Annotated in this window: 20 protein-coding genes; 9 read left to right on the top strand and 11 right to left on the bottom strand. The window is 61.3% G+C overall.

All coding sequences use genetic code 11. The annotated features are described in order from the left end of the window. Positions 1 to 12 precede the first annotated feature (12 nt). The 3 genes from pstA to pstS all read right to left on the bottom strand — a co-directional run bounded on the left by pstA (position 13) and on the right by pstS (position 3,322). The gene (gene pstA, locus CQ012_RS16880) at positions 13 to 1,152 is read right to left on the bottom strand and encodes a phosphate ABC transporter permease PstA (RefSeq protein WP_105662705.1); all 1,140 of its coding nucleotides are present in this window, start codon (positions 1,150 to 1,152) and stop codon (positions 13 to 15) included. Continuing rightward, positions 1,152 to 2,087, bottom strand: a complete 936-nt coding sequence (pstC, locus tag CQ012_RS16875) for a phosphate ABC transporter permease subunit PstC (protein WP_105659002.1) — start codon at positions 2,085 to 2,087, stop codon at positions 1,152 to 1,154. Before pstC ends, pstA begins: the two co-directional genes overlap by 1 nt. Before the next feature lie 119 nt (positions 2,088 to 2,206). Then, positions 2,207 to 3,322, bottom strand: coding sequence for a phosphate ABC transporter substrate-binding protein PstS (gene pstS, locus CQ012_RS16870; RefSeq protein ID WP_105659003.1), 1,116 nt, complete (start codon positions 3,320 to 3,322; stop codon positions 2,207 to 2,209). Positions 3,323 to 3,648: 326 nt separating this feature from the next. Between pstS and CQ012_RS16865 the strand changes: the two genes are divergently transcribed. Genes CQ012_RS16865 through disA form a run of 3 tightly spaced genes read left to right on the top strand, consistent with a single transcriptional unit; the run spans position 3,649 to position 7,215 of the window. Then, the gene (locus tag CQ012_RS16865) at positions 3,649 to 4,677 is read left to right on the top strand and encodes an FUSC family protein (RefSeq protein WP_286134711.1); all 1,029 of its coding nucleotides are present in this window, start codon (positions 3,649 to 3,651) and stop codon (positions 4,675 to 4,677) included. A gap of 35 nt (positions 4,678 to 4,712) precedes the next feature. Further along, entirely contained in the window at positions 4,713 to 6,107 is a 1,395-nt protein-coding gene (gene radA / locus CQ012_RS16860; RefSeq protein WP_105659005.1) for a DNA repair protein RadA, read from the top strand. A 34-nt stretch (positions 6,108 to 6,141) separates the two neighbouring features. Further along, on the top strand, positions 6,142 to 7,215 hold the full coding sequence (disA, locus tag CQ012_RS16855) for a DNA integrity scanning diadenylate cyclase DisA (RefSeq protein ID WP_105662703.1): 1,074 nt from the start codon (positions 6,142 to 6,144) through the stop codon (positions 7,213 to 7,215). Between the two features lie 6 nt (positions 7,216 to 7,221). Here the strand turns inward: disA and CQ012_RS16850 are convergent, their stop codons facing one another. After that, a complete protein-coding gene (locus CQ012_RS16850) occupies positions 7,222 to 7,839 on the bottom strand; it encodes a hypothetical protein (RefSeq protein ID WP_105659007.1) in 618 nt (205 codons plus the stop codon). Between the two features lie 123 nt (positions 7,840 to 7,962). Here CQ012_RS16850 and CQ012_RS16845 point away from each other — a divergent pair, with 123 nt between their 5' ends. Both CQ012_RS16845 and CQ012_RS16840 read left to right on the top strand, forming a co-directional pair. Continuing rightward, entirely contained in the window at positions 7,963 to 8,871 is a 909-nt protein-coding gene (locus CQ012_RS16845; RefSeq protein ID WP_105659008.1) for an iron-sulfur binding domain-containing protein, read from the top strand. Positions 8,872 to 8,935: 64 nt separating this feature from the next. After that, complete coding sequence (locus CQ012_RS16840; protein ID WP_105659009.1) at positions 8,936 to 9,736, top strand: DUF1206 domain-containing protein; 801 nt, start codon at positions 8,936 to 8,938, stop codon at positions 9,734 to 9,736. Positions 9,737 to 9,741: 5 nt separating this feature from the next. Here CQ012_RS16840 and CQ012_RS16835 read toward each other — a convergent pair whose 3' ends face one another. Beyond that, positions 9,742 to 10,251 carry an amino-acid N-acetyltransferase gene (locus CQ012_RS16835; RefSeq protein WP_105659010.1) on the bottom strand — a complete coding sequence of 170 codons (510 nt, stop codon included), beginning with the start codon at positions 10,249 to 10,251 and terminating at the stop codon, positions 9,742 to 9,744. A gap of 130 nt (positions 10,252 to 10,381) precedes the next feature. On the opposite strand from CQ012_RS16835, the gene CQ012_RS16830 reads away from it, so the two are divergent. From CQ012_RS16830 to CQ012_RS16815, 4 genes are read left to right on the top strand one after another with little or no spacing between them, the layout of a single operon-like run. Beyond that, positions 10,382 to 11,599, top strand: coding sequence for an MFS transporter (locus tag CQ012_RS16830; protein WP_286134409.1), 1,218 nt, complete (start codon positions 10,382 to 10,384; stop codon positions 11,597 to 11,599). A gap of 57 nt (positions 11,600 to 11,656) precedes the next feature. Continuing rightward, complete coding sequence (locus CQ012_RS16825) at positions 11,657 to 12,001, top strand: helix-turn-helix transcriptional regulator (protein WP_219844379.1); 345 nt, start codon at positions 11,657 to 11,659, stop codon at positions 11,999 to 12,001. A 48-nt stretch (positions 12,002 to 12,049) separates the two neighbouring features. Then, the gene (locus tag CQ012_RS16820; protein ID WP_105659013.1) at positions 12,050 to 12,472 is read left to right on the top strand and encodes a VOC family protein; all 423 of its coding nucleotides are present in this window, start codon (positions 12,050 to 12,052) and stop codon (positions 12,470 to 12,472) included. Beyond that, on the top strand, positions 12,469 to 12,915 hold the full coding sequence (locus tag CQ012_RS16815; protein WP_105659014.1) for an iron chaperone: 447 nt from the start codon (positions 12,469 to 12,471) through the stop codon (positions 12,913 to 12,915). Before CQ012_RS16820 ends, CQ012_RS16815 begins: the two co-directional genes overlap by 4 nt. Positions 12,916 to 12,947: 32 nt before the next feature. On the opposite strand, the gene CQ012_RS16810 is transcribed toward CQ012_RS16815, so the two are convergent. The 6 genes from CQ012_RS16810 to CQ012_RS16790 form a co-directional block, all read right to left on the bottom strand. Continuing rightward, positions 12,948 to 13,415 carry a hypothetical protein gene (locus tag CQ012_RS16810; RefSeq protein WP_105662701.1) on the bottom strand — a complete coding sequence of 156 codons (468 nt, stop codon included), beginning with the start codon at positions 13,413 to 13,415 and terminating at the stop codon, positions 12,948 to 12,950. Positions 13,416 to 13,505: 90 nt separating this feature from the next. Continuing rightward, positions 13,506 to 16,019, bottom strand: coding sequence for an ATP-dependent Clp protease ATP-binding subunit (locus CQ012_RS16805; protein WP_105659016.1), 2,514 nt, complete (start codon positions 16,017 to 16,019; stop codon positions 13,506 to 13,508). Between the two features lie 269 nt (positions 16,020 to 16,288). Then, positions 16,289 to 16,609 (bottom strand): histone-like nucleoid-structuring protein Lsr2, encoded by a 321-nt coding sequence (locus CQ012_RS16800; RefSeq protein WP_105659017.1) that lies wholly within the window; start codon positions 16,607 to 16,609, stop codon positions 16,289 to 16,291. A gap of 137 nt (positions 16,610 to 16,746) precedes the next feature. Then, on the bottom strand, positions 16,747 to 16,914 hold the full coding sequence (locus tag CQ012_RS17700; protein ID WP_166650875.1) for a hypothetical protein: 168 nt from the start codon (positions 16,912 to 16,914) through the stop codon (positions 16,747 to 16,749). A gap of 2 nt (positions 16,915 to 16,916) precedes the next feature. Further along, positions 16,917 to 18,431, bottom strand: coding sequence for a lysine--tRNA ligase (gene lysS, locus CQ012_RS16795; protein WP_105662700.1), 1,515 nt, complete (start codon positions 18,429 to 18,431; stop codon positions 16,917 to 16,919). A 138-nt stretch (positions 18,432 to 18,569) separates the two neighbouring features. Then, on the bottom strand, positions 18,570 to 20,543 hold the full coding sequence (locus CQ012_RS16790; RefSeq protein WP_105662699.1) for a M13 family metallopeptidase: 1,974 nt from the start codon (positions 20,541 to 20,543) through the stop codon (positions 18,570 to 18,572). Positions 20,544 to 20,730 lie beyond the last annotated feature (187 nt).

Here is a 20,730-nt window from a genome sequence, read left to right as displayed (position 1 = left end):
CGGAGCCTTAGCTCAACGGCCCTTCTTTGGGGCGAAGATCGAAGCGACCAGGCGGGCGATGAGGTTCAAAGCCATAACCATGAAGATCAGCAGCAGGGCAGCAGCCCAGGCGCGCTGCACCGACGGGTCGATGTTCGTCGGGCTGGTCGGAGTCAGGATCTGGTAGTAGATGAACGTCGGCAGCGTGGACATCCAGTTTGCGAAGACGTTCATGTTGATCTGGCTTGCGATGCCTGCGGTGACCAGGATTGGCGCGGTCTCTCCGATCACGCGGGCGATGGCCAGGGTGACGCCCGAGGCGATGCCGGAGATCGCGGTCGGGATGACGACCTTCAAGATGGTGCGCCAGCGGCGCACGCCCAGCGCGAAGGAAGCTTCACGCAGTTCGTTGGGAACGATCTTGAGCATTTCCTCGGTGGAGCGGACCACCGTTGGGATCATCAGCACGCTCAACGCGACCGCCGCGACGATGCCCATGCGGGCGTTCGGACCCAGGATCATGCCGAAGAAGGCCGCTGCGAACAGGCCGGCAACGATCGAAGGAATGCCGGTCATCACGTCGACGAAGAAGGTGATCGCCTTGGACAGCGCCTTGCCCTGCCCGTATTCCACCAGGTAGACAGCGGTCAGCATGCCTACTGGAACGGAGATCAAGGTGGCCCACAGGGTGATCAGCAAGGTGCCCATCACCGCGTGGTACGCGCCGCCGACTACCGGGGTGCCATTGGCGACGGATTCATTGTCCACCGCGCCGGTCACGCCGTTCATGGAGCTGAACAGGAAGTGGCTGTTCAGGCCCGGCATGCCCTTTTCCAGCACCGTATAGAGCACGGATACCAGCGGGATCACGGCGACGATGAACGCCGCGTAGATCAGGTAGGTCCACATCGCGTTCTTGCCGCGGCGCTTGCCTTCAGCTGCGGTGGTGATCACGGAGGCGGCCACCAGGAAGATGAGCGCCGAGTAGATGGCGAAGGAGGCAACGTTGAAGCCGGTCAGCGTGGACGCTGCCGCGCCGACAATGATGGCGCCTGCGGCGATCGCCCAGATGGCCCACTTCGGCAGCTTGCCCTTGGCCAAGGAGTTGCGCTTGCGCACCGGTGGAGTCGGGACCCCGGGCCTGTTGCTCTGGTTAGTAGTCATGGTGCTCATCAGTTAGCTCCCGAGAATTCCTTGTGGCGGGCGATGATTCCACGAGCGATCATGTTCACGACCAGGGTGATCAGGAACAGGACCAGGCCGGCGGCGATCAGCTCTGCCAGGCGCAGGCCGAAGGCCTCAGGGAAGTTCAAGGCGATTTCCGCGGCGATCGTCTGGTTGCCGGTCTTGATCAGCGATGGGATCAGGTTGCCGGTGGAGAGCACCAGCGCAACGGCCATGGTCTCGCCCAAGGCGCGGCCCAGACCCAGCATGACGGCGGAAATGATGCCCGGACGGGCGAACGGGATCACCGCGGTGGTGATCATTTCCCAGCGGGTTGCGCCCAGTGCCAGCGCGGCTTCCTCGTGCAGCTTGGGAGTCTGCAAGAAGATCTCGCGGCTCAGCGAGGTGATGATCGGCAGCACCATCACGGCCAGCACGATGCCGGCGGTGAGCATGGTCTTGCCGGTCTGGCTGGCGGGGCCTTCGAAGATGGGGATGAAGCCCAGATTCTTGGCCAGCCATTCGTAGCCTGGAACCAGAGCCGGAGCGAGCACCATGTAGCCCCACGCGCCGTAGATCACCGAGGGGATCGCGGCGAGCAGATCGATCAGGTAGCCCAGCGGGCCTGCGACCTTGCGTGGAGCGAAGTGCGAGATGAACAGCGCCACGCCGATGCCGATCGGGGTGGCGATCAGCAGCGCGATAGCCGCTGCGATCACGGTGCCGATAACAATCGGCCAGATGTAAGCGAAGAATCCTGCGCCGCCGGAAATCTCCGCCGGATCGGCGAAGAACGTCGGCAGGGCTTGGATCAGCAAGAAGACCGCGACCGCGAAGAGCGTGATCAGGATCAGGACACCGGCGCCCAGGGCGGCACCGGAGAAGATCTTGTCACCAGCGCGGCCGGAAGTCGATGACTTGCTTGTCAAAGCATTGGTAGTCATGGCTAGAGCCTTTACGAAACGGGGGTGGTGCAGTTTTCACTGCGGGGGTGGAGGGGTACTGCTGGTGCGGGTGGGTGAGTTCGTCCACCCGCACCTGGTGCCGGTTGCCCGGCGGGGTACTACTCGGCGACGGTGATGCCGTCGATCGACTTCTTTGCCTTCTCGGCAATGGCTGCCGAGATCGGGGCATTGCCTGCCGAAGCCTGCGCGGTCTTCTGGCCATCTTCGGAGATGACGTAGTTGCCGAAGGCCTTGACCAGATCGGCTGTTGCCTGGTCCTTGTAGCTGCTGCAGAAGATGTGGTACGAAACCAGGACGATTGGGTAGGTGCCCGCTTCGGTGGTGTCGCGCTCCAGGTCCAGAGCCAGGTCGTTCTCGGCTGCGCCTTCAACTGGGGTTGCGGTCTCCAGGGCCTTGGCAGCTGCTTCAGCAGAAATCTTGGTGTATTCCTCGCCGACCTTCACGTTCACGGTGGACAGGCCGCCCACTGCGGAGAAGTCGGCGTAGGTGATTGCGCCGTTGGTGGAGGTGGTGGTCGAAACCACGCCAGAGGTGCCCTTGGCATTCTCCGACTGGATGTCGCTTGGCCAGTCGCCGGAAACATCGTAGCTCCAAACGTCAGCCGCTGCGGCCTTCAGGTACTCGACGAAGTTCTCGGTGGTACCGGACTCATCATTGCGGTGCACCACGGTGATTGCGGTGTCCGGGAGTTCAACGCCTTCGTTCTGCTTGGCGATAGCCTCATCGTTCCACTTGGTGATTTCCTTCTTGAACACCTTGGCGATGGTGGCTGCGTCCATGTTGATCTCTTCAACGCCTTCGAGGTTGAAAGCGATCGCGATCGGCGAAACGTAGGCCGGGATGTTGAATGCGCCTTCTGGGCCGCAAACTTCCTTGGCCTTTTCGGCTTCGTCTTCCTTCAGGTATGCATCCGAGCCGGCGAACTGCGCGCCACCTGCCAGGAATGCTTCGCGGCCTGCGCCGGAGCCATCTGGCGAGTACTGCACGTTGGCTTCCGGGTTGGCGGTCTTGAAGCCGGTGGTCCATGCTTCCATGGCCGAGTTCTGGCTGGATGCGCCGATGCCGGTCAGGGTTCCGGTGACACCCGATGCTGCCGACGCCTCGGCACCTTCAGAACCTGCTGCGGCGGTTGGGTTATCCGAGCCGCAAGCGGTCAGCGCGAGTGCCGCTACGGAAAGAACAGCAGCTGCGCTGCCAAAGCGATTGAGCTTCACGAGATTTACTCCCCATGTTGGTAGATCGATGTAAAACCTTCAGCGGCGTCTTCCCGCTTCATCTACGACGTTAAAGATCGAAAGTAACCAGCTCCCCCGGCAAAGGTGAACATAAGGTTAACAACATACTCGAAGCCAAGTGATCCTGCTCACCAGCGCAATATCCCGGCAGCTTCTGCCACCTGCCGCCGAACACGTGGAAGACTGAAGCCATGGCAACTGGGCGGAAAGTGAAGCGCATGCCAGCGCATCTATTCGGATTCATAGCGCAGCGCAATCGCGCTGGGCTGATACGCTCGCGCAACTCCCTGCCTAGAATCCTGCGCATGACGCTTGGCGCAATCGGAGCCTTTTGGATCGCCGAAAGCATCTGGGGACATTCCCAACCGATTTTCGCAGCCACCAGCGCGCTGGTTTCCCTGGGCTTCGGCGCCTCCACCACCGTGCGCAAAACCGCCGAAGTCGCCCTGGGGTGCACCCTGGGGGTGGCGCTGGGCGATACCCTCATGCACTGGTTCGGGCAGGGGATCTGGCAGGCCGCACTGGTGATGTCGCTGAGTCTGGTCATTGCCCGCTATTTGGATTCCGGTGCCATCTTCTCCACCCAGCTGGGCATGCAATCGGCACTGGTAGTGCTGCTGCCCATCAGCGCGGATGGGCCATTTGCCCGTTCCATCGATGCCCTGACCGGGTCCCTGCTTGCCCTGCTGGTGATTATTTTCTGGCCTACCGACCCGCGGCGCAGCCCGGTGTCCGCGTTATCGGATCTGTTCAAGGAGCTCTCCGAAGCGCTTTTGGAATGCGCCTGGGCCATCCGCGACGATGACCGGCGCGCAGCCTTCCACGCACTGATCAAGGCTCGCGGAACCCAGAAGTACCTGGATATGCTGCCAGCCGCCTTCCGCGCTTCGAAGGAAATCGCAACGATTTCCCCCACCGGGCGTCGCCACCGCCATGAACTGAACCGGCTATCCAAGCGTTTCAACCACTACGACTGGGCCGCCCGCAACTCGCGGGTCTTCGCCCGGCGCCTTGCTTCCGTGCTCAGCAACAGCGCACTGACCCCGGAAGGCGCGCAAACCTTGGCTCCCCTGATGCGCGAGCTATCCGAGGCGGTCAACACCTTGGCGCACTCGGTGCGCGAAACCACGGTGGCTGGCCAACGCAAATACGAGAAGGCCGCCCAGCTGCAGCTCGAAGGCGTCGCCGCCCAACTGGATCCGCGCGCCCTGGGAGTTGAGGGGCTCCAGGGCGAAGGCCTGGTCTTGCTGCTGCGCCCGATGGTGGTGGATCTGCTCGAAGCGGCAGGCCGCGAACACGAAGAAGCCATCGAAGTGCTGCCCAAGCTGTCCTGAACGAAAATGTCCGCATAGCTCGATAGCATTGAGCCATGGCCAAAACCTCCACTCGCAGCAAGTCTTCCGCATCGTTCAAATGCTCTGAATGCGGGTGGACCACGATTAAGTGGGTGGGCCGCTGCGGCGAATGCCAGGCCTGGGGCACTGTCGAAGAAGTGGGTGTCGTCTCCGCACGCACCGTAGCCGCGGCCAAGGTGGCCCACCCAGCCAAGCCGATCGCGCAGATTGACGGCTCCGAAGCGGCCTTCCGCCCCAGCGGCGTCTCCGAACTTGACCGCGTGCTCGGTGGCGGCCTGGTTCCGGCAGCCGCGATCCTGCTGGCCGGCGAACCTGGCGTGGGCAAGTCCACGCTGCTCTTGGACGTTGCCGCGAAAGCCGCGCAAACCGGCTTGCGCGTGCTCTATCTAACCGGTGAAGAGTCCGCCGCGCAGGTAAAGTCCCGCGCCGAACGCATCAACGCCATCGCCGATACGCTGTTCCTGGCCGCCGAAACCGACCTGGCTCTGGCCTTGGGGCAGATCCAGGAGATCGATCCGCAGCTGCTGATCCTGGACTCGGTGCAGACCTTCTCCTCGGCAGAGGTGGACGGCGCTGCCGGCGGCGTTTCCCAGGTGCGCGAAGTCGCTGCCTCGATCATCAACGCGGCCAAGACCCGAGCCATGTCCACCATCATGGTCGGCCACGTGACCAAGGAAGGTTCGGTCGCCGGCCCACGCCTGCTCGAGCACCTGGTGGACGTGGTCTGCCAGTTCGATGGCGAGAAGCATTCGCGGTTGCGCATCCTGCGCGCGCTGAAGAACCGCTACGGAGCCACCGACGAGGTGGGCTGCTTCGATTTGAATGAAGACGGCATTGAATCGCTGACCGATCCTTCCAAGCTTTTCGTCACCCGAACCCGCACCCCGGTGCCGGGCACCTGCATCACCGTCACGATGGAGGGCCGCCGGCCGCTGGTTGCCGAGGTGCAGACCTTGCTCTCGCGCAGCAATGCCCCTGCTGCCCGCCGTGCCACCAGTGGCTTGGATGCCGCGCGGGCGCAAATGGTTGTGGCGGTGCTGCAGGCCCGCGCGCATATGGATCTGTCGTCCATGGACTCGTATATCGCCACCGTGGGTGGCGTGAAAATTGCCGAACCCGCCTCGGATCTGGCCTGCGCGCTGGCATTGGCTTCTTCGATGAATGAATTCCCGCTGCCGCAGGACTTCGTGGCCTTCGGCGAAGTCGGCTTGGCCGGCGAAGTTCGGCAAGTACCGGAAATCTCACGGCGCATCACCGAGGCGCAGCGTCTGGGCTTCTCTTTCGCGATGGCTCCGGCCACCCCGGAACCGTTGAAGAACATCCCCGAGGGCATCCGCGTATTCCAGGTGGAGAACATCGCGCAGGCGCTGGATATTGCGTTTAACCAGCGACAGAAGCCCGCAGGATAAACTTGATTGTTGCTGCCCGCCGAAAGGACGCAAGTTGAAAGCGCACCCAACCCCCGGATTCCTTGCCGTTCTGGCCCAGATTGCCCCGGGTACCGAGCTCGCCCAGGGTCTTGAACGGATCCAGCGCGGCCGTACTGGCGCTCTCATAGTGCTGGGCCATGACAGGCTCGTGGAGTCGATCAGCTCCGGCGGCTTCAGGATCAACACCGAATACACGCCTACACGCATCCGCGAACTGGCCAAGATGGACGGCGCGATCATTCTGGACGGCACAGGACGCCAGATCCAGCAGGCCGGCGTGCAGCTGATGCCGGATGCGCAGATTGAAACCCAGGAGTCCGGCACCCGCCACCGCACGGCAGAACGCGTAGCCGCGCAAACCGGGTTCCCGACGATTTCGGTTTCGCAGTCCATGCAGACCATCACCCTCTATGCCGACGGCGAGCGCCATGTGCTCGAGCCAGCCGAGCGCCTGCTGGCCCGCGGCAACCAGGCTATTGCTACCTTGGAACGGTACCGCCACCGCCTGGACCAGGTCACCAGCGCCCTGTCAGCTGCGGAAATTGAAGATGTCGCCACCGCGCGGGAAGTGCTCGCTGTCTTGCAGCGCACCGAGATGCTGCGCCGTACCAGCGAAGAAATCTCCCGCTACGTGCTGGAGCTGGGCATCGATGGGCGCCTGCTGGCGGCCCAGCATGCGGAATTGCTCTCCGGCATCCAGGCGGATAACCAGTTGCTCCTGCGGGACTATTCCGACGCGGAAGGCCAGGAGCTGCATATCGAGCGTGCCCTGGAGACGCTGCATGAAGTTTCCGATGCCCAGCTCATTGAGCTTGATGGCCTGACCAAGATCCTGTTCCCGCACTCCACCATTGGCCAAGACGACCAGCTGACCCCGAAGGGCTACCGCCTGCTTTCGCAGATCCGCACGGTGCCCAAGCTGGTCGGGGACCGCCTGGTGGCGTCCTTCGATAATTTGCAGCTGCTCATGGCAGCGTCCACCAGCCAGCTCATGGAAATCGAGGGCGTCGGCGAGCAGCGTGCACGCTCCATCCGGGAAGGGCTGGCCCGCATGGCCGAATCCTCGTTGCTGGATCGCTACATCTAGGCGTTTTCACTCCAAGGTGAAGGTGACCGGCTCCGAAACGAAGTCGCCGATAGCGGCGGTGAACTTGTAGGTTCCCGGACGCGGCTGCACGCTGACCGACTTGCACCCGGGAGCCGAACGCTCGCGGTTCCAGGTGAAGCGCGCGTTCTCCTTCTGCCCCGGCTTGAAGGCCAGGTTCACATCTTCTGCGCCATCCAGGCAATCGATGGTGGAGAAGATGCGGTCCGCGCCGCTGGAAACCAGGAACTCCTGCTGCGTGGTTCCGACGTTCAATTCGCATTCGCGCTTGGAAACATTTTCGATGCCCAGCAGCAAGGTCGGCTTCTTGTCCGAGGCGTAGCTTTTCGCATCGGTAGTCGCAGTAATCTCGACCTCGTCGCTCTTGCACTTCTTGGCCGCAGCTTCGTCGTCTTCCGGCTCTGGCGATGGCGAAGGAACCGACTGGGTTTGCTGGGCGCTTGGCTCATTGCCTGCAGTTTTCTTCTCATCAGGGGAGAACAATCCGGCCAGCGCAACGACGCCCCAGACAAGCAGGCCGACGAGCACCAGGGCAAGTACTGCCACGGTGATCCGCCTGCGCCGGTAGACGCTGGCCGATGGTTTCCCCCCTGATGCGTTGCTCATGGCTTAAGGCTAATTCATTTGCCTGCCCGAAGCCGGTAATGGCGTAGGATCCAGGGCAAATCACGTTCTGCAATCCATTCCCGCTGATTCCGGGCGGACGGTGCGCTGGCTTAGAGTGGTGGGGTGCAGCAAATCCACAACACCATCAACACCTGGTACCTAGAGAACGCCCGCGACCTGCCTTGGCGACGCCCCGGAGTGAGCGGCTGGGAAGTCATGGTCAGCGAGTTCATGCTCCAGCAGACTCCGGTAGTTCGTGTCTTGCCGGTTTGGGAAGAATGGATGCGCCGCTGGCCACGGCCGCAGGATCTGGCTGCGGAACCGCTGTCCGAAGCACTGAAAGCGTGGGGACGGCTGGGCTATCCGCGGCGCGCGCAGCGCTTGCATGCCGCCGCCGTGGAGATCACCACCGAGTACAACGGCGAAGTCCCGCGCACCGAAGCCGAGCTCCTGGCCTTGCCGGGCATCGGCTCCTACACCGCGGCCGCCATTGCCTGCTTTGCCTTCGGCGAGCGCACCGTTGTCGTGGACACGAACATTCGCCGCGTGCATGCACGGCTCTTTGGCGGCATGGCATTGCCCGAGCCAAGCCCGCGTGCCAGTGAATTCGCCCGGGCTGCAGAAGTCCAGCCCGAGGATCATCAGGCAGCGAATCTGTGGAATATTTCGGTAATGGAACTCGGTGCCCTGGTGTGCACCGCTCGCAGCCCGAAGTGCGAGCAATGCCCGGTCTTCCAGCAGTGCGCATGGATTGCCCAGGGGCAGCCGGCCCCGCACTACATCCCGAAGGGACAAGCTTGGAAGGGTACGGACCGGCAGGTCCGCGGCGCCATCATGGCGATCCTGCGCGAGCATGAGCAGGCGGTGCCAGAGCAGTCCTTCCTGGCCGAGCTGTCCCATGAATCGCATGCAAGGTATGTGGCGCTTGACCAATTGCAATCACCATTGGAGCAGCGTGAACGGGCACTGGCCGGGCTGCTCAAAGATGGCCTGGCGATCGCCGAAGAAGATGGAATCCGCCTGCCTTCGTAGCATCGGCCCGGAACGAGCCAGAAGCGGCTAGCTTTATGCCCTGATGCCTACCTATGCTTAGCCCATGAACGCTTCAGTTGATCCGGCCGCTGCTGTTCGCCACGTAGCCAAGCACCCATGGTTCGAACGCGCCGCACGCCTGGGATACGTCGCCAACGGCGTACTTCACGCAACCGTGGGAATCCTCGCAGCTTTCGTCGCTGCCGGCGGCAAGGCGGAAGCCGATCAGGGCGGAGCCATGGGCGCCTTGGCAGAGCAGCCTTTCGGCATGGTCTTGCTGTGGATCTGCGCAATCGGCGCACTATTGCTGGGCCTATGGTCCTTGGCGCAGGCCTTCTTGCCCGAAAACGAGCTGAAGGGCAGGCTCAAGTCCGCGGCCATCTCGGTGTCCTTCTTGGCTGTCGGCTTCACCTTTGGGCGGTTTGCGGTGGGAATTCCCAGTGATTCGGGAAAGACTGCCACCAGCTTCAGCGGAGAAATGATGAAGACCGGACTTGGCCGGGGGTTGCTGATCGCCTTGGGCCTGGGGCTGCTGGCCATGGCCGGCTACTACATCTACAAGGGTGCCACCCGGAAGTTCTTGAAGGATCTCTCCGGTTCCGGAAATACCGAGGTATCGCGCGCGATCAAGTACTCGGGCATGCTGGGCTATCCTGCCAAAGGCGTAGTCCTCGGTGCCGTGGGCCTGCTCTTCATCGTGGCCACGGTACAGCGCGACCCGGAAGAGGCCAGCGGCATCGATGGCGCGCTGAAGGCCATCCAGGATCAGCCGTTTGGGCCGGTTGCCCTGGTTGCTATCGGTGCGGGCCTGGTTTGCTACGCGCTGTACCTGGTATTCCGTGCGCGCTACGACCGGATGGACTAGAAGTATCAGTCCAGCGTAATGATCATCCGGGTGTTGCCCAAGGTATTCGGCTTCACGCGGGCGAGGTCCAGGAATTCAGCAACGCCTTCATCCCGGGAGAGCAGGATCTCCTGGTATACCGCTGGATCCACGGCGCTCTGGTCAGCCATCACCTTGAAGCCTTGGCGTATGAAGAAATCCACTTCGAAGGTCAGGCAGAAGACGCGGCCAACCCCGACTTCCCGGGCACGTTCCAAGAGTTCGGAGAGCAGGACATGGCCTACGCCCTTGCCACGCAGCTCGCCCGAGGTCGCCAAGGTACGGATTTCGGCGATGTCTTCCCAGATGACGTGCAAACCGCCGCAGCCGACAACATTGCCGTCCGCGTCCTCGGCGACCAGGAATTCCTGGATGGACTCGTAGTAGGTGACCGCTTCCTTATCCAGCAGGATCCGTTCCTCGGCCAACGGGCGCACAAGATTGCGGATAGCGTTGACATCACTGGTTCTGGCTGAGCGGACGGTAAAAGAGTTCACGTTCTAAATCCTATGCCCCACCGTTTGCAGAATCGAAGCAGATGCCGGATATGTCATTGAAGGAACATCCCGCAACACGGTGTGCCAAGATAAACTTGAACATTGAAGTCGCACTGGAGCAAGGATGAGGATGCCAGCTAGAACAGCACGCCCCGGATTCGGGTTGCTTGCCATCCTCCTATCCGCCGTCGGCATCGCTCCCCTGCTTAATTACGGGTTGAACGCCACCAGCGACCTGGTCATCAGGGATTTGGGAATCACCGAATCCCAGTTCGGCCTGTTGGCGACAGTGTGCTTCGGCTGCGCCGCACTGGGTAACGCCGTCTTCGGGAAGTTCTCCGACAGGCAACCGGATACCAGGCTGGTCCTGCTGATCTTCGGCACGACGGCGGTCGCGCTGGGCTTGGCAGCCATTCCCGCAGGCTACGTCTTGCTCCTGGCGGCTTCCGGTTTGGCCGGCTTCGCCCAGTCATTCCCCAACGGGGTCACCAACCGCATTCTGGCCCAGCGCGTCCCTAGTGCCCAGCGCATCACGTGGACCGGCATCAAGCAGTCTGGCGTGCAGGTTTCACAGCTCGTAGGCAGCGTGGGGTTCCCGCTGCTGGCTGCATTCATTGGCTGGAACGGAGCATCGCTGGCCGGCGCCGTGCTCGCCGCGGTCCTCGCGGTGATCGCTGTACGGGTTATCCGCGCAACCCCCATGCTCGCCGCGCCTGCCCCGCAGAAGGCGGCAACGGGCGCGAGCCAGCCGGTGGCTGCGGCCACCCCCTCCACGAAGTTCGTCATTTTTGCGCTGGCCCTATTCGGTTTCATCAACGGTGTCGGCGTACAGGCGACCAACGTCTACCTGGCGCTCTTTGCGGTCCGCGAGCTGGACTTCTCCTTGGTCGCTGGCGGCCTGACCGCCGCGGTCGCTGGCGTCATTGGCGTTTCCGCCCGCGTCGGATGGGGGCAGATGATGTCACGCGGCGTATCAGCTCCTAAGCTCTTGCTGCTGCTGGCGTCGCTGGCCACTGCGGGCGGTGCCAGCTTCCTGATGGCCCAGCAGCTGCACTCGGTGGCCTTGCTCTGGCTAGCGGTCTGCCTGCACGGCGCCTCGGCCCTGGGAGTTTCGGTAGTGCTGATGGCGGGCTTGCTGCGGGTGATCCCCGCAAGCCGCCTGGGAAGTGCCAGCGGAATCGTCTCGGCGGGCCAGTTTGGCGGTTTCACCGTGGGGCCCTTGGCCATGGGCCTGCTGGTCGGCTCGGCCGGTGGCTTCACCGCGGGCTGGATCACCGTCACCGGGATCTACCTGTGCTCAACGGTGCTGGGTGCATTCCTTGTCCTGCGAGCCAGGAACCGGGGCTAGCCGGTGGATGCCGAAGCGCTGAAAACCCTGGCGCACCTGCGCCGGGCCAGGGACCTGATGGACCGGCACTATGCGGAACCATTGGATGTGCCTGCGTTGGCCCAGCGTGCTTCCATGTCTCCTGCTCATTTTTCCAGGGAGTTCAAGCGGGCCTACGGCGAGACCCCGCATGCCTATTTGCTCACCCGCCGTATCGAGCGCGCCATGCATCTGCTGCGCGCATCGGTCTCGGTAACAGATGCTTGCATGCAAGTGGGATGGACCTCTCTGGGTTCCTTCAGCACGCGCTTCACCGAAGTGGTCGGCGAAACTCCCTCGTCATACCGGGAACGGGACCATTCAGCCACCGAGCAGATCCCTGCCTGCATCGCCAAGATCCTTTTGCGTCCCGAGAGATTCTGAGCAGTTTTGAAGAAGCGCTATCTGGTCGGCGCTCCCTAGGCTGGAGCCATGGCAAGCATTTCAATCAATCATGTCCCTTTGACCGTGCTCGATGTGGATGAGGCGCTCGCGTTCTACCGCGATGCGCTGGGCTTCACGGTCCTCTCCGATGTCGCCAACGGCGGCTTCCGCTGGGTGTCCCTTGGCGGCTCCGACGGCGCCGGCACCAGCCTGGTGCTTTCGGCTCCGGGCGCTGGCCGGTCAGCTGCCGATGCGCAGGCCTTGGCCGAGCTGGTAGCCAAGGGCGCGATCGGCCCGCTGGTGCTGTCCACCAATGATCTGGACAAGGTCTTTGAAACTTTGAGCGCGTCGGGCGCTGAAGTCCTGCAGGAGCCAATGGACCAACCGTGGGGTCCGCGCGATTGCGCCTTCCGCGATCCTTCGGGAAATATGGTCCGTATCAACCAAGCAGTTCAGGGAGAAGAAGCATGAGCAGTTCAGAACAAGAAGGCTTTTCAGCCGCCGAGAAGGCCGCGATGAAAGAGCGGGCCGCTGAGGTGCGCACTTCGAAGAAGCGCATGACCAAAGCCGAGAAGGCGGAACAGGCCCGCAAGGAAGTGGAAGAGAAGATTGCTTCCTTCGAGGGCAACGACAAGGTGCTTGCGCAGAAGCTGCACCGGATCATCACCGAGACGGCTCCGGAATTGGAGCCGAAAACCTGGTATGGCATGCCCGCTTACGCTTTGGACGGCAAGATCTTGTGCTTCATGCAGGATGCCAAGAAGTTCGGTACCCGCTACCTGACTTTCGGCTTCAACGATGTTGCGCAGCTGGATGAGGGCACCCTATGGCCCACCTCGTTCGCCATTACCGCGCTTGATGGGCAGCTCGAAGAAATGCTTGCCGAGTTGGTAGCCAAGGCGGTGGCCCGCTAAGCCCAGCACGCCCGGAGGGAATCGATTGCTCTTCAGGCGTCGAGGCTTTCTTGCTCCGCCTGGGGCAATGCCTTTGCCAGCAGCGAGGCGGAAAGCGCGAAGACTCCGATCAGCCCAAGCAGTCCCATGCCAATAGGCAGGGTGCCTTGCTGCGCGGCGTCTTCTCCCATGGCAGCGAGAAGCATGGCAGCGCCCAGTCCGAGGATTCCGAAGCCAGCGGCCAGGAAGCAGACCACAATCGATTTCGGTCCCGGGTTCCAGTGCCCCAATGAGGTGAAGTCGCGGTAGGCAATGATGCCGATGGCAATACTGAGCGTGCCCGCGGCACCAATCACCAGCACCACCAGCCACGTTGGGCCGTATCCGGCTCCGTCGGTGCCGGCATGGCGCACCAATTGTCCAGGAAGCTGGGGACGGAGGAGAAGGTACAGGGCTGAATAGGCCATGACTGCGAGGCAGGAAGCGGCAATCAGCTGTTGCCCTTTGCTTCGCTTCTTCATGTGTTGAGCCTACGACATGGCCGGATTAAAGCCAATAGCCGTGGAACTGAACGTTGTCAGTTCCACGGCTATGGGTTATGCCTCTGCGGCCTAGCTTTCCAGTGCTGCCGGTGCCGGCTCGCCTTCCAGCTGGCCGGTGCCGCCTTCAGCGTGGAAGACGAACTTGCGGCTCTCGCCTTCGCCCTCGACGTCGACGGTGACCTTCTGGCCCGCAACGATCTGGCTGAAGAGGATGCGCTCGGAGAGCTGGTCCTCGATATCGCGCTGGATGGTGCGGCGAAGCGGGCGGGCACCCATTGCTGGATCGTAACCGCGCTGGGCCAGCAGGCTGCGGGCAGCCTGGGTCAGCTCGATGGTGATCTCGCGTTCTTCCAGGCGCTTGGCCAGGCGTGCGATGAACAGGTCGACGATTTCTTCGATCTCGTCCTGGTTCAGCTGCGGGAAGACCACGGTGTCATCAACACGGTTCAGGAATTCAGGGCGGAAATGCTGACGCAGTTCTTCCTGGACCTTGGCCTGCATGCGCTCGTAACCGGTCTTGGTATCCGCGGCCGACTGGAAGCCGGTCATCACACCCTTGGAGATGTCGCGGGTACCGAGGTTGGTGGTCATGATGATGATGGTGTTCTTGAAGTCCACCACACGGCCCTGGGAGTCGGTCAAGCGGCCGTCTTCCAGGATCTGCAGCAATGAGTTGAACAAGTCGGCATGCGCCTTCTCGACCTCGTCGAAGAGCACTACGGAGAACGGACGGCGGCGGACCTTCTCGGTCAGCTGCCCGCCCTCTTCGTAGCCGACGTAGCCCGGAGGAGCACCGAAGAGCCGGGAAACGGTGTGCTTCTCCGAGTATTCGGACATGTCCAGGGTGATCAGCGCGTCTTCTTCACCGAAGAGGAACTCTGCCAGCGCCTTGGCCAGCTCGGTCTTGCCTACACCGGTTGGGCCGGCGAAGATGAACGAACCACCTGGGCGGTTCGGATCCTTCAGGCCTGCACGGGTACGGCGGATCGCCTGGGAGATGGCCTTGATCGCCGAGTCCTGGCCGATGACGCGCTTGTGCAGCTCGTCTTCCATGTTCAGCAGGCGCGTGGACTCTTCCTCGGTCAGCTTCACAACCGGGATGCCGGTTGAGTTGGCAAGTACCTCGGCAATAAGGTCCTCAGTCACCTCGGAGACTTCGTCCATGTCGCCATTGCGCCAGGACTTCTCCTTCTCGTTGCGGGCCTCAATCAGCTTGGATTCCTTATCGCGCAGCGAGGCAGCCCCTTCGAAGTCCTGCGCGTCAATCGCAGCTTCCTTCTCCAGGCGCACGGTGGCGATTTCCTCGTCCATTTCCTTCAAGGCCGGAGGAGCGGTCATGCGCTGGATGCGCAGGCGTGCGCCCGCCTCGTCGATCAGGTCCACGGCCTTGTCCGGCAGGAAGCGATCGGAGATGTAGCGGTGCGCCAGCGTGGCAGCGGCCTGCAGTGCACCATCGGTGATGGTCACGCGGTGGTGCGCCTCGTAGCGGTCGCGCAGGCCACGCAGGATCTGCGTGGTCAGCTCTACCGAAGGCTCCTTGACCTGGATCGGCTGGAAGCGGCGCTCAAGCGCTGCATCCTTCTCGATATTCTTGCGGTACTCATCCAAGGTGGTGGCACCGATGGTCTGCAGTTCGCCACGAGCCAGCATCGGCTTGAGGATCGACGCGGCATCGATGGCGCCCTCGGCGGCACCAGCACCAACGAGGGTGTGGATCTCGTCGATGAACAGGATGATATCGCCACGGGTGCGGATTTCCTTGAGGACCTTCTTCAGGCGTTCCTCGAAGTCGCCGCGGTAGCGGGAGCCGGCCACCAGGGAACCGAGGTCCAGGGTGTACAGCTGCTTGTCCTTGATGGTCTCGGGCACATCGCCACGCACGATCGACTGGGCCAGGCCCTCGACGACTGCGGTCTTGCCGACACCAGGCTCGCCGATCAGCACCGGGTTGTTCTTGGTACGGCGCGAGAGGACCTGCATGACGCGTTCCATCTCGTGCTCGCGGCCAATCACTGGATCGAGCTTGCCCTCGCGGGCAGCTGCGGTGAGGTTGCGGCCGAACTGGTCGAGCACCGCCGAGCCTGCCGGGGTGCCTTCCTGCTGTCCGCCCGAGCTGACGCCAGCGGAGGCAGTTTCCTTGCCGCCCTGGTAGCCCGAGAGCAGCTGGATGACCTGCTGGCGCACGCGACCGAGGTCAGCACCCAATTTCACCAGGACCTGGGCTGCGACGCCCTCGCCCTCGCGGATCAGGCCGAGCAGGATGTGCTCGGTACCAATGTAGTTATGCCCCAGCTGCAGCGCTTCGCGCAGCGAGAGCTCCAAAACCTTCTTGGCGCGAGGAGTGAACGGGATATGACCGGAAGGCGCCTGCTGGCCCTTGCCGATAATCTCCTGAACCTGCTCACGAACGGCACCCAGCGAAATATTCAGCGACTCAAGCGCCTTTGCGGCGACACCGTCGCCTTCGTGGATTAGACCGAGCAACAGGTGCTCGGTGCCGATGTAGTTGTGGTTGAGCATGCGCGCCTCTTCTTGGGCGAGCACGACAACTCGACGGGCACGGTCGGTAAATCTCTCAAACATCTTCGGCACACTCCTTGCTTACCAATAATTCGATGCTACGCACCAAGCGCAGGCAATGCGCCCTTGTTCGCCACAGGGATAACCGAAGCGGTCCCCTGGTACCGGAAATCCGTAATTGAGGTGCAATTAATTTCCGGATTTACTTGGCTCACCAATATTGCGATGTTCAATGAAAGTATTGGATGAATTACGAACGTCGTTATAAGAATAAGAGCCGGCACGCATTGCGTGCCGGCTCTTATATTGAGACTTGTTGAAAACCCCGCAAATTACTTCGCGCGGTTTCGCCCGCCCTTGCGCATTGCAGCATTGTAGGCATCTACAACTTCTGCATTAAGGCGTCCGCGTGCGTTGACCTTGATGTTGTTTTCCTTCGCCCATGCGCGGATTGCTGGAGCTTCGCTCGCTGCAGTCTGCTTCGACGAGCGCGCCGCATCGATGTACGGCTCGATGGCTGCATGGAACTGAGCAGCATGCTCGTCGTTCAGGTCGATTTCAAAATGCTGACCAGCGACGCTGAATGCAATAGATTCAGTCGCCTCGCTACCATCAATATCGTCGATCAGGGCAATTTGAACCTGACGTGCCATTTAGGAATTCCTCCGAGCTTGAATGTACTGGACCAACTGACATTCGATCATCAGCCCATTTCAAACAACAAGCATATACAAATAGCCGCACTAAACTCTAATTATCATCAGAATTCACAAGGTTCTTTCAGGAAAGACTAATTCTCGTTTACTGGATTATTAGAATCCGAGCGATTTTGAATTAGCGCATCAGCTTCAGCTTCAGCTTGGCGTTCTTTTCGATCCGCGTTTGTAATTGCTTTCATCACGTACCAGAAAAGCAGCGCCAGGCCGATTGTCGGGACGATCGCCTCAATATATGGCATTCCTATGCCTCCGGCTTTAGGAGTGGGAACAGAATAGTTTCACGAATACCGACGTTGGTGAAAAGCATAACCAGACGATCGATACCTAAACCGATACCGCCCATCGGCGGTGCACCGTATTCCAATGCACGAAGGAAGTCTTCATCAAGCTGCATTGCTTCTGGGTCGCCGCCAGCAGCCATCAGGGACTGCTCGGTCAGGCGCTCGCGCTGGATCACCGGGTCAATCAGCTCGGAGAACGCGGTACCGCGCTCCATGCCGCCGATGATCAGGTCCCAGGCCTCGATGACTCCCGGCTTCGAGCGATGCGGGCGTGCCAGCGGCTGTGCCAGTGGCGGGTAGTCGCACACGAAGGTCGGGTCGATCAAGGTCGGCTCGACGATTTCGCCGAACAGCTCGATGACCAGCTTCTGGGCGCCCCAGGCTGGATCGATCTTCACTTCGTGCTTCGCAGCGACTTCGCGCAGTATCGAAGCTTCGGTTTCCGGGGTGATCTCCACGCCGACAGCTTCGGACAGGCCAGGGTAGACGCTGACCCAGCGCCATTCGCCGTCCAAGTTAGCGGTGCCCTTGGGGGTCTCGATGGTGCGGCCGGCGCCAATGGCATCAGCGGCATTGAGAATGATTTCCTTGATGCGATCGGCCATGACGTACTGGTCGGCGTAGGCTTCGTAGGATTCCAAGGTGGTGAATTCCGGCGAGTGGGTCGAGTCGACACCCTCGTTGCGGAAGATGCGCCCCACCTCGAAGACGCGGTCGACACCGCCAACGACGCACCGCTTGAGGTACAGCTCGGTTGCGATGCGCAGGGTCATTTCCTGGTCAAAGGCGTTCAGGTGCGTCTTGAATGGACGGGCCGAAGCGCCACCGTGAACCAGCTGCAGCATCGGGGTCTCAACCTCGACGTAGCCGCGGTTCTCCAGGGTGTTGCGTACGGCGCGGACGATCGCGGCGCGCTTGAAGACCATTTCGCGGGCCTCGTTGCGCACGATCAAATCGGCGTAGCGCTGGCGCACGCGGGTCTCTTCATTCAGATCGGCGTGCAGCACCGGCAGTGGGCGCAGGGCCTTGGAAGCCATTTCCCAAGCGTCTGCCATGATGGACAGCTCGCCGCGGCGCGAGGAGATGACCTTGCCGGTCACGAACACATGGTCGCCCAGATCGACGAGCGACTTCCACTGGGCCAGGCGCTCTTCGCCAACGTTGGCAAGCGAGAGCATGACCTGCAGGCGAACCCCTTCGCCCTTCTGGCCGCCTTCCTGCAAGGTGGCGAAGCACAGCTTGCCGGTGTTGCGCATGAAAACGATGCGGCCGACAATGCCGACGACGTCTTCGGTCTCTTCACCAGCTTCGAGGTGCTCGTACTTGTCGCGGATTTCCTGCAACGAGTGGGTGCGAGCTATGCCTACCGGGTAGGCTTCCTCGCCCTTGGCCAGCAGCTGGTTGCGCTTATCGGTGCGCACCTGTCGCTGGTCGTTTGGATCTGGGGCCTGTGCGGAATTATTTTCGGAAGTCACAATAGACCATTCTACGTGTCATGGCGTGCAGTTGAAGCCCTTCATGATCAGCCTTACACAGTGATCTTGGCCCGTAACGCAGGATAGGGCAGGGGCAAAGCTGGCTTTGCCCCTGCCCTATCCATTCAGTTATGCGGTTTACCAGATTTCTACGCGGTCAGCTGGATCCAGCCACATGCCATCGCCGGGCTTGGTGCCGAAGGCCTCGTGGAAGGATGCCAGGTTCTTCGGAACCTGGTTGCAGCGGAACTCCCCGGGTGCATGCGGGTCGGTGGTCACGCGTACCACCGCGGTCTCCGGACGAATCAGCGTGCGCCAGCATTCGGCCCAGGAGTAGAAGAAGCGCTGGTCTCCGGTGATGCCGTCGATCACTTCATCTTCCTGTATGCCAAGGGCGGCCAACTCGAGCTTGTAGGCCTTGTAGGCAATGCCCAGGCCACCGAGGTCGCCGATGTTCTCGCCCAAGGTCAGTGCACCGTTGACGTTGTGTTCCGGGGCTTCTGAAGGGGACAGCGCGTTGTACTGGTCCACCAGCTTGGCGGTCAGCTTCTCGAAGGAAGCCCGGTCCTCATCGGTCCACCAATTGGTCAACTGGCCAGTGCCATCGAACTGCGAGCCCTGGTCATCGAAGCCGTGGCCGATTTCGTGGCCGATGACCGCGCCGATGCCGCCGAAATTCGAGGCGATGTCGCGGTTCACGTCGAAGAATGGCGGGCGCAGGATTGCCGCTGGGAACGCGATTTCATTCAGCAGCGGGTGGTAGTAGGCGTTCACCGTCTGGGGGAACATGAACCACAGTTCGCGATCCACGCCGTCATCGATCTTCTTCAATTCACGAGCGAACTCGAATTCGTTCGCCGAGGCAATATTCGCGATGACGTCCAGTTCATCAGCCTGGATGGCAGAGTAGTCGATCCATTGGTTCGGGTAGCCGATCTTCGGACGGAACTTGGAAAGCTTATCCAGTGCCTTTTCGATGGTCTCCGGGCCCATCCAGGACAGTTCGCTGATCGAGATGCGGTAAGCCTCGATGAGCCGTTGAACCAGCGCGTCCATGGCGTCCTTGGCCTCTGCAGGGAAGTGCTCAGCCACGTACAGCTGCCCGATGTCTTCGCCTACAGCACCTTCGGTGAATGCGACACCTCGCTTCCAGCGTTCCTTGAGCTGTTCCACGCCACCGAGCTTGGCCGAGTAGAAGGAGAAATTCTCATTGACGAATGCGCTGGACAAGTAGGGAGCGAACGAGCGCAGCACCTGGACCCGCAACCAGTTCTTCCAGGCATCCAGCGGCTGGGAGCCGAATAGCTCAGACAATCCCTGAAGGTAGCTTGGCTGCCAGACGACAACTTCGCTGTAGTACTTCGGCTCAATGCCGGCGCCAGCCAGCCAGGTCCTCACACCCGGGAAAAGCGCGGAAAGCTCCTCATCGGACATCAGGTTGTAGCGTGCCTGAGCATCGCGGACCTTGACCCGGTCCCAGTGATGCGAGGCCATGGCCTTCTCGAGCGCTACGACATGTGCGGCCGCGGCTTCGGCATCAGCAATACCGCCAAGGGCCAGCAGGCGGCCAAGGTGGTCCTGGTAGTCGGATACGGTTTCAGCGAACTGCTCTTCGCGATAGTAGGACTCATCAGGCAGGCCCAGTCCGCCTTGCAGGAAGGTCAGCAGGTTCCGGTCCGGATTGCCGGCGTCGTTCATCGCGCCGATATCCATGAAGCCGCTGATGCCTTTGCGCTGGAAGAAACCGCATACTTCGAGCAGCTGTTCGGTGCTCTGGATATCCGAAATAGTATTCAAGAAGACAGCAACCGGATCGGCACCGCGTTCTTCGATAACGGCTTCATTCATGAATGAGCTGTAGAGGCGGGCAATGCGCTGGGTGGCGGCGTCAGTTTCTGCACCGGAATCGACCTTCTGCACTGCTTCATTAATGATTCCGTGGACCGCAGCCTCAGCCTGGTCGCGGAGTTCCATGAAGGAACCGTAAATTCCTTGATCTCCTGGAATTGTTGCTGTCTCGAACCACTTGCCATTGCTATGGCGGTAGAGATCGTCCTGGGGACGAATTGAATCGTCGCGGTATGTCAGTGGACTCGTAGTCTCGGTGGTCAAGGAAAGCCCCTCGTGTAGAAGATCTTGTTATTTCTACTACACACCTTATCTACTTCCATGAAGATAGGAAGGGTGAGGACGGCCGATGCGCGTACGGCTTAAATAGTCAAGTTAAACAGGTGAGGCCCCGGCACCAAACGGTACCAGGGCCTCAAACCATCTACTCAAGTTAAGTCCGGCGGTGACC

Source organism: Arthrobacter sp. MYb214, assembly GCF_002979865.1.
In the GTDB taxonomy this organism is placed as follows: Bacteria; Actinomycetota; Actinomycetes; order Actinomycetales; family Micrococcaceae; genus Glutamicibacter.
Note: the sequence above shows the minus strand (reverse complement) of the source record. Positions and strands in the feature narration are given on the sequence as shown.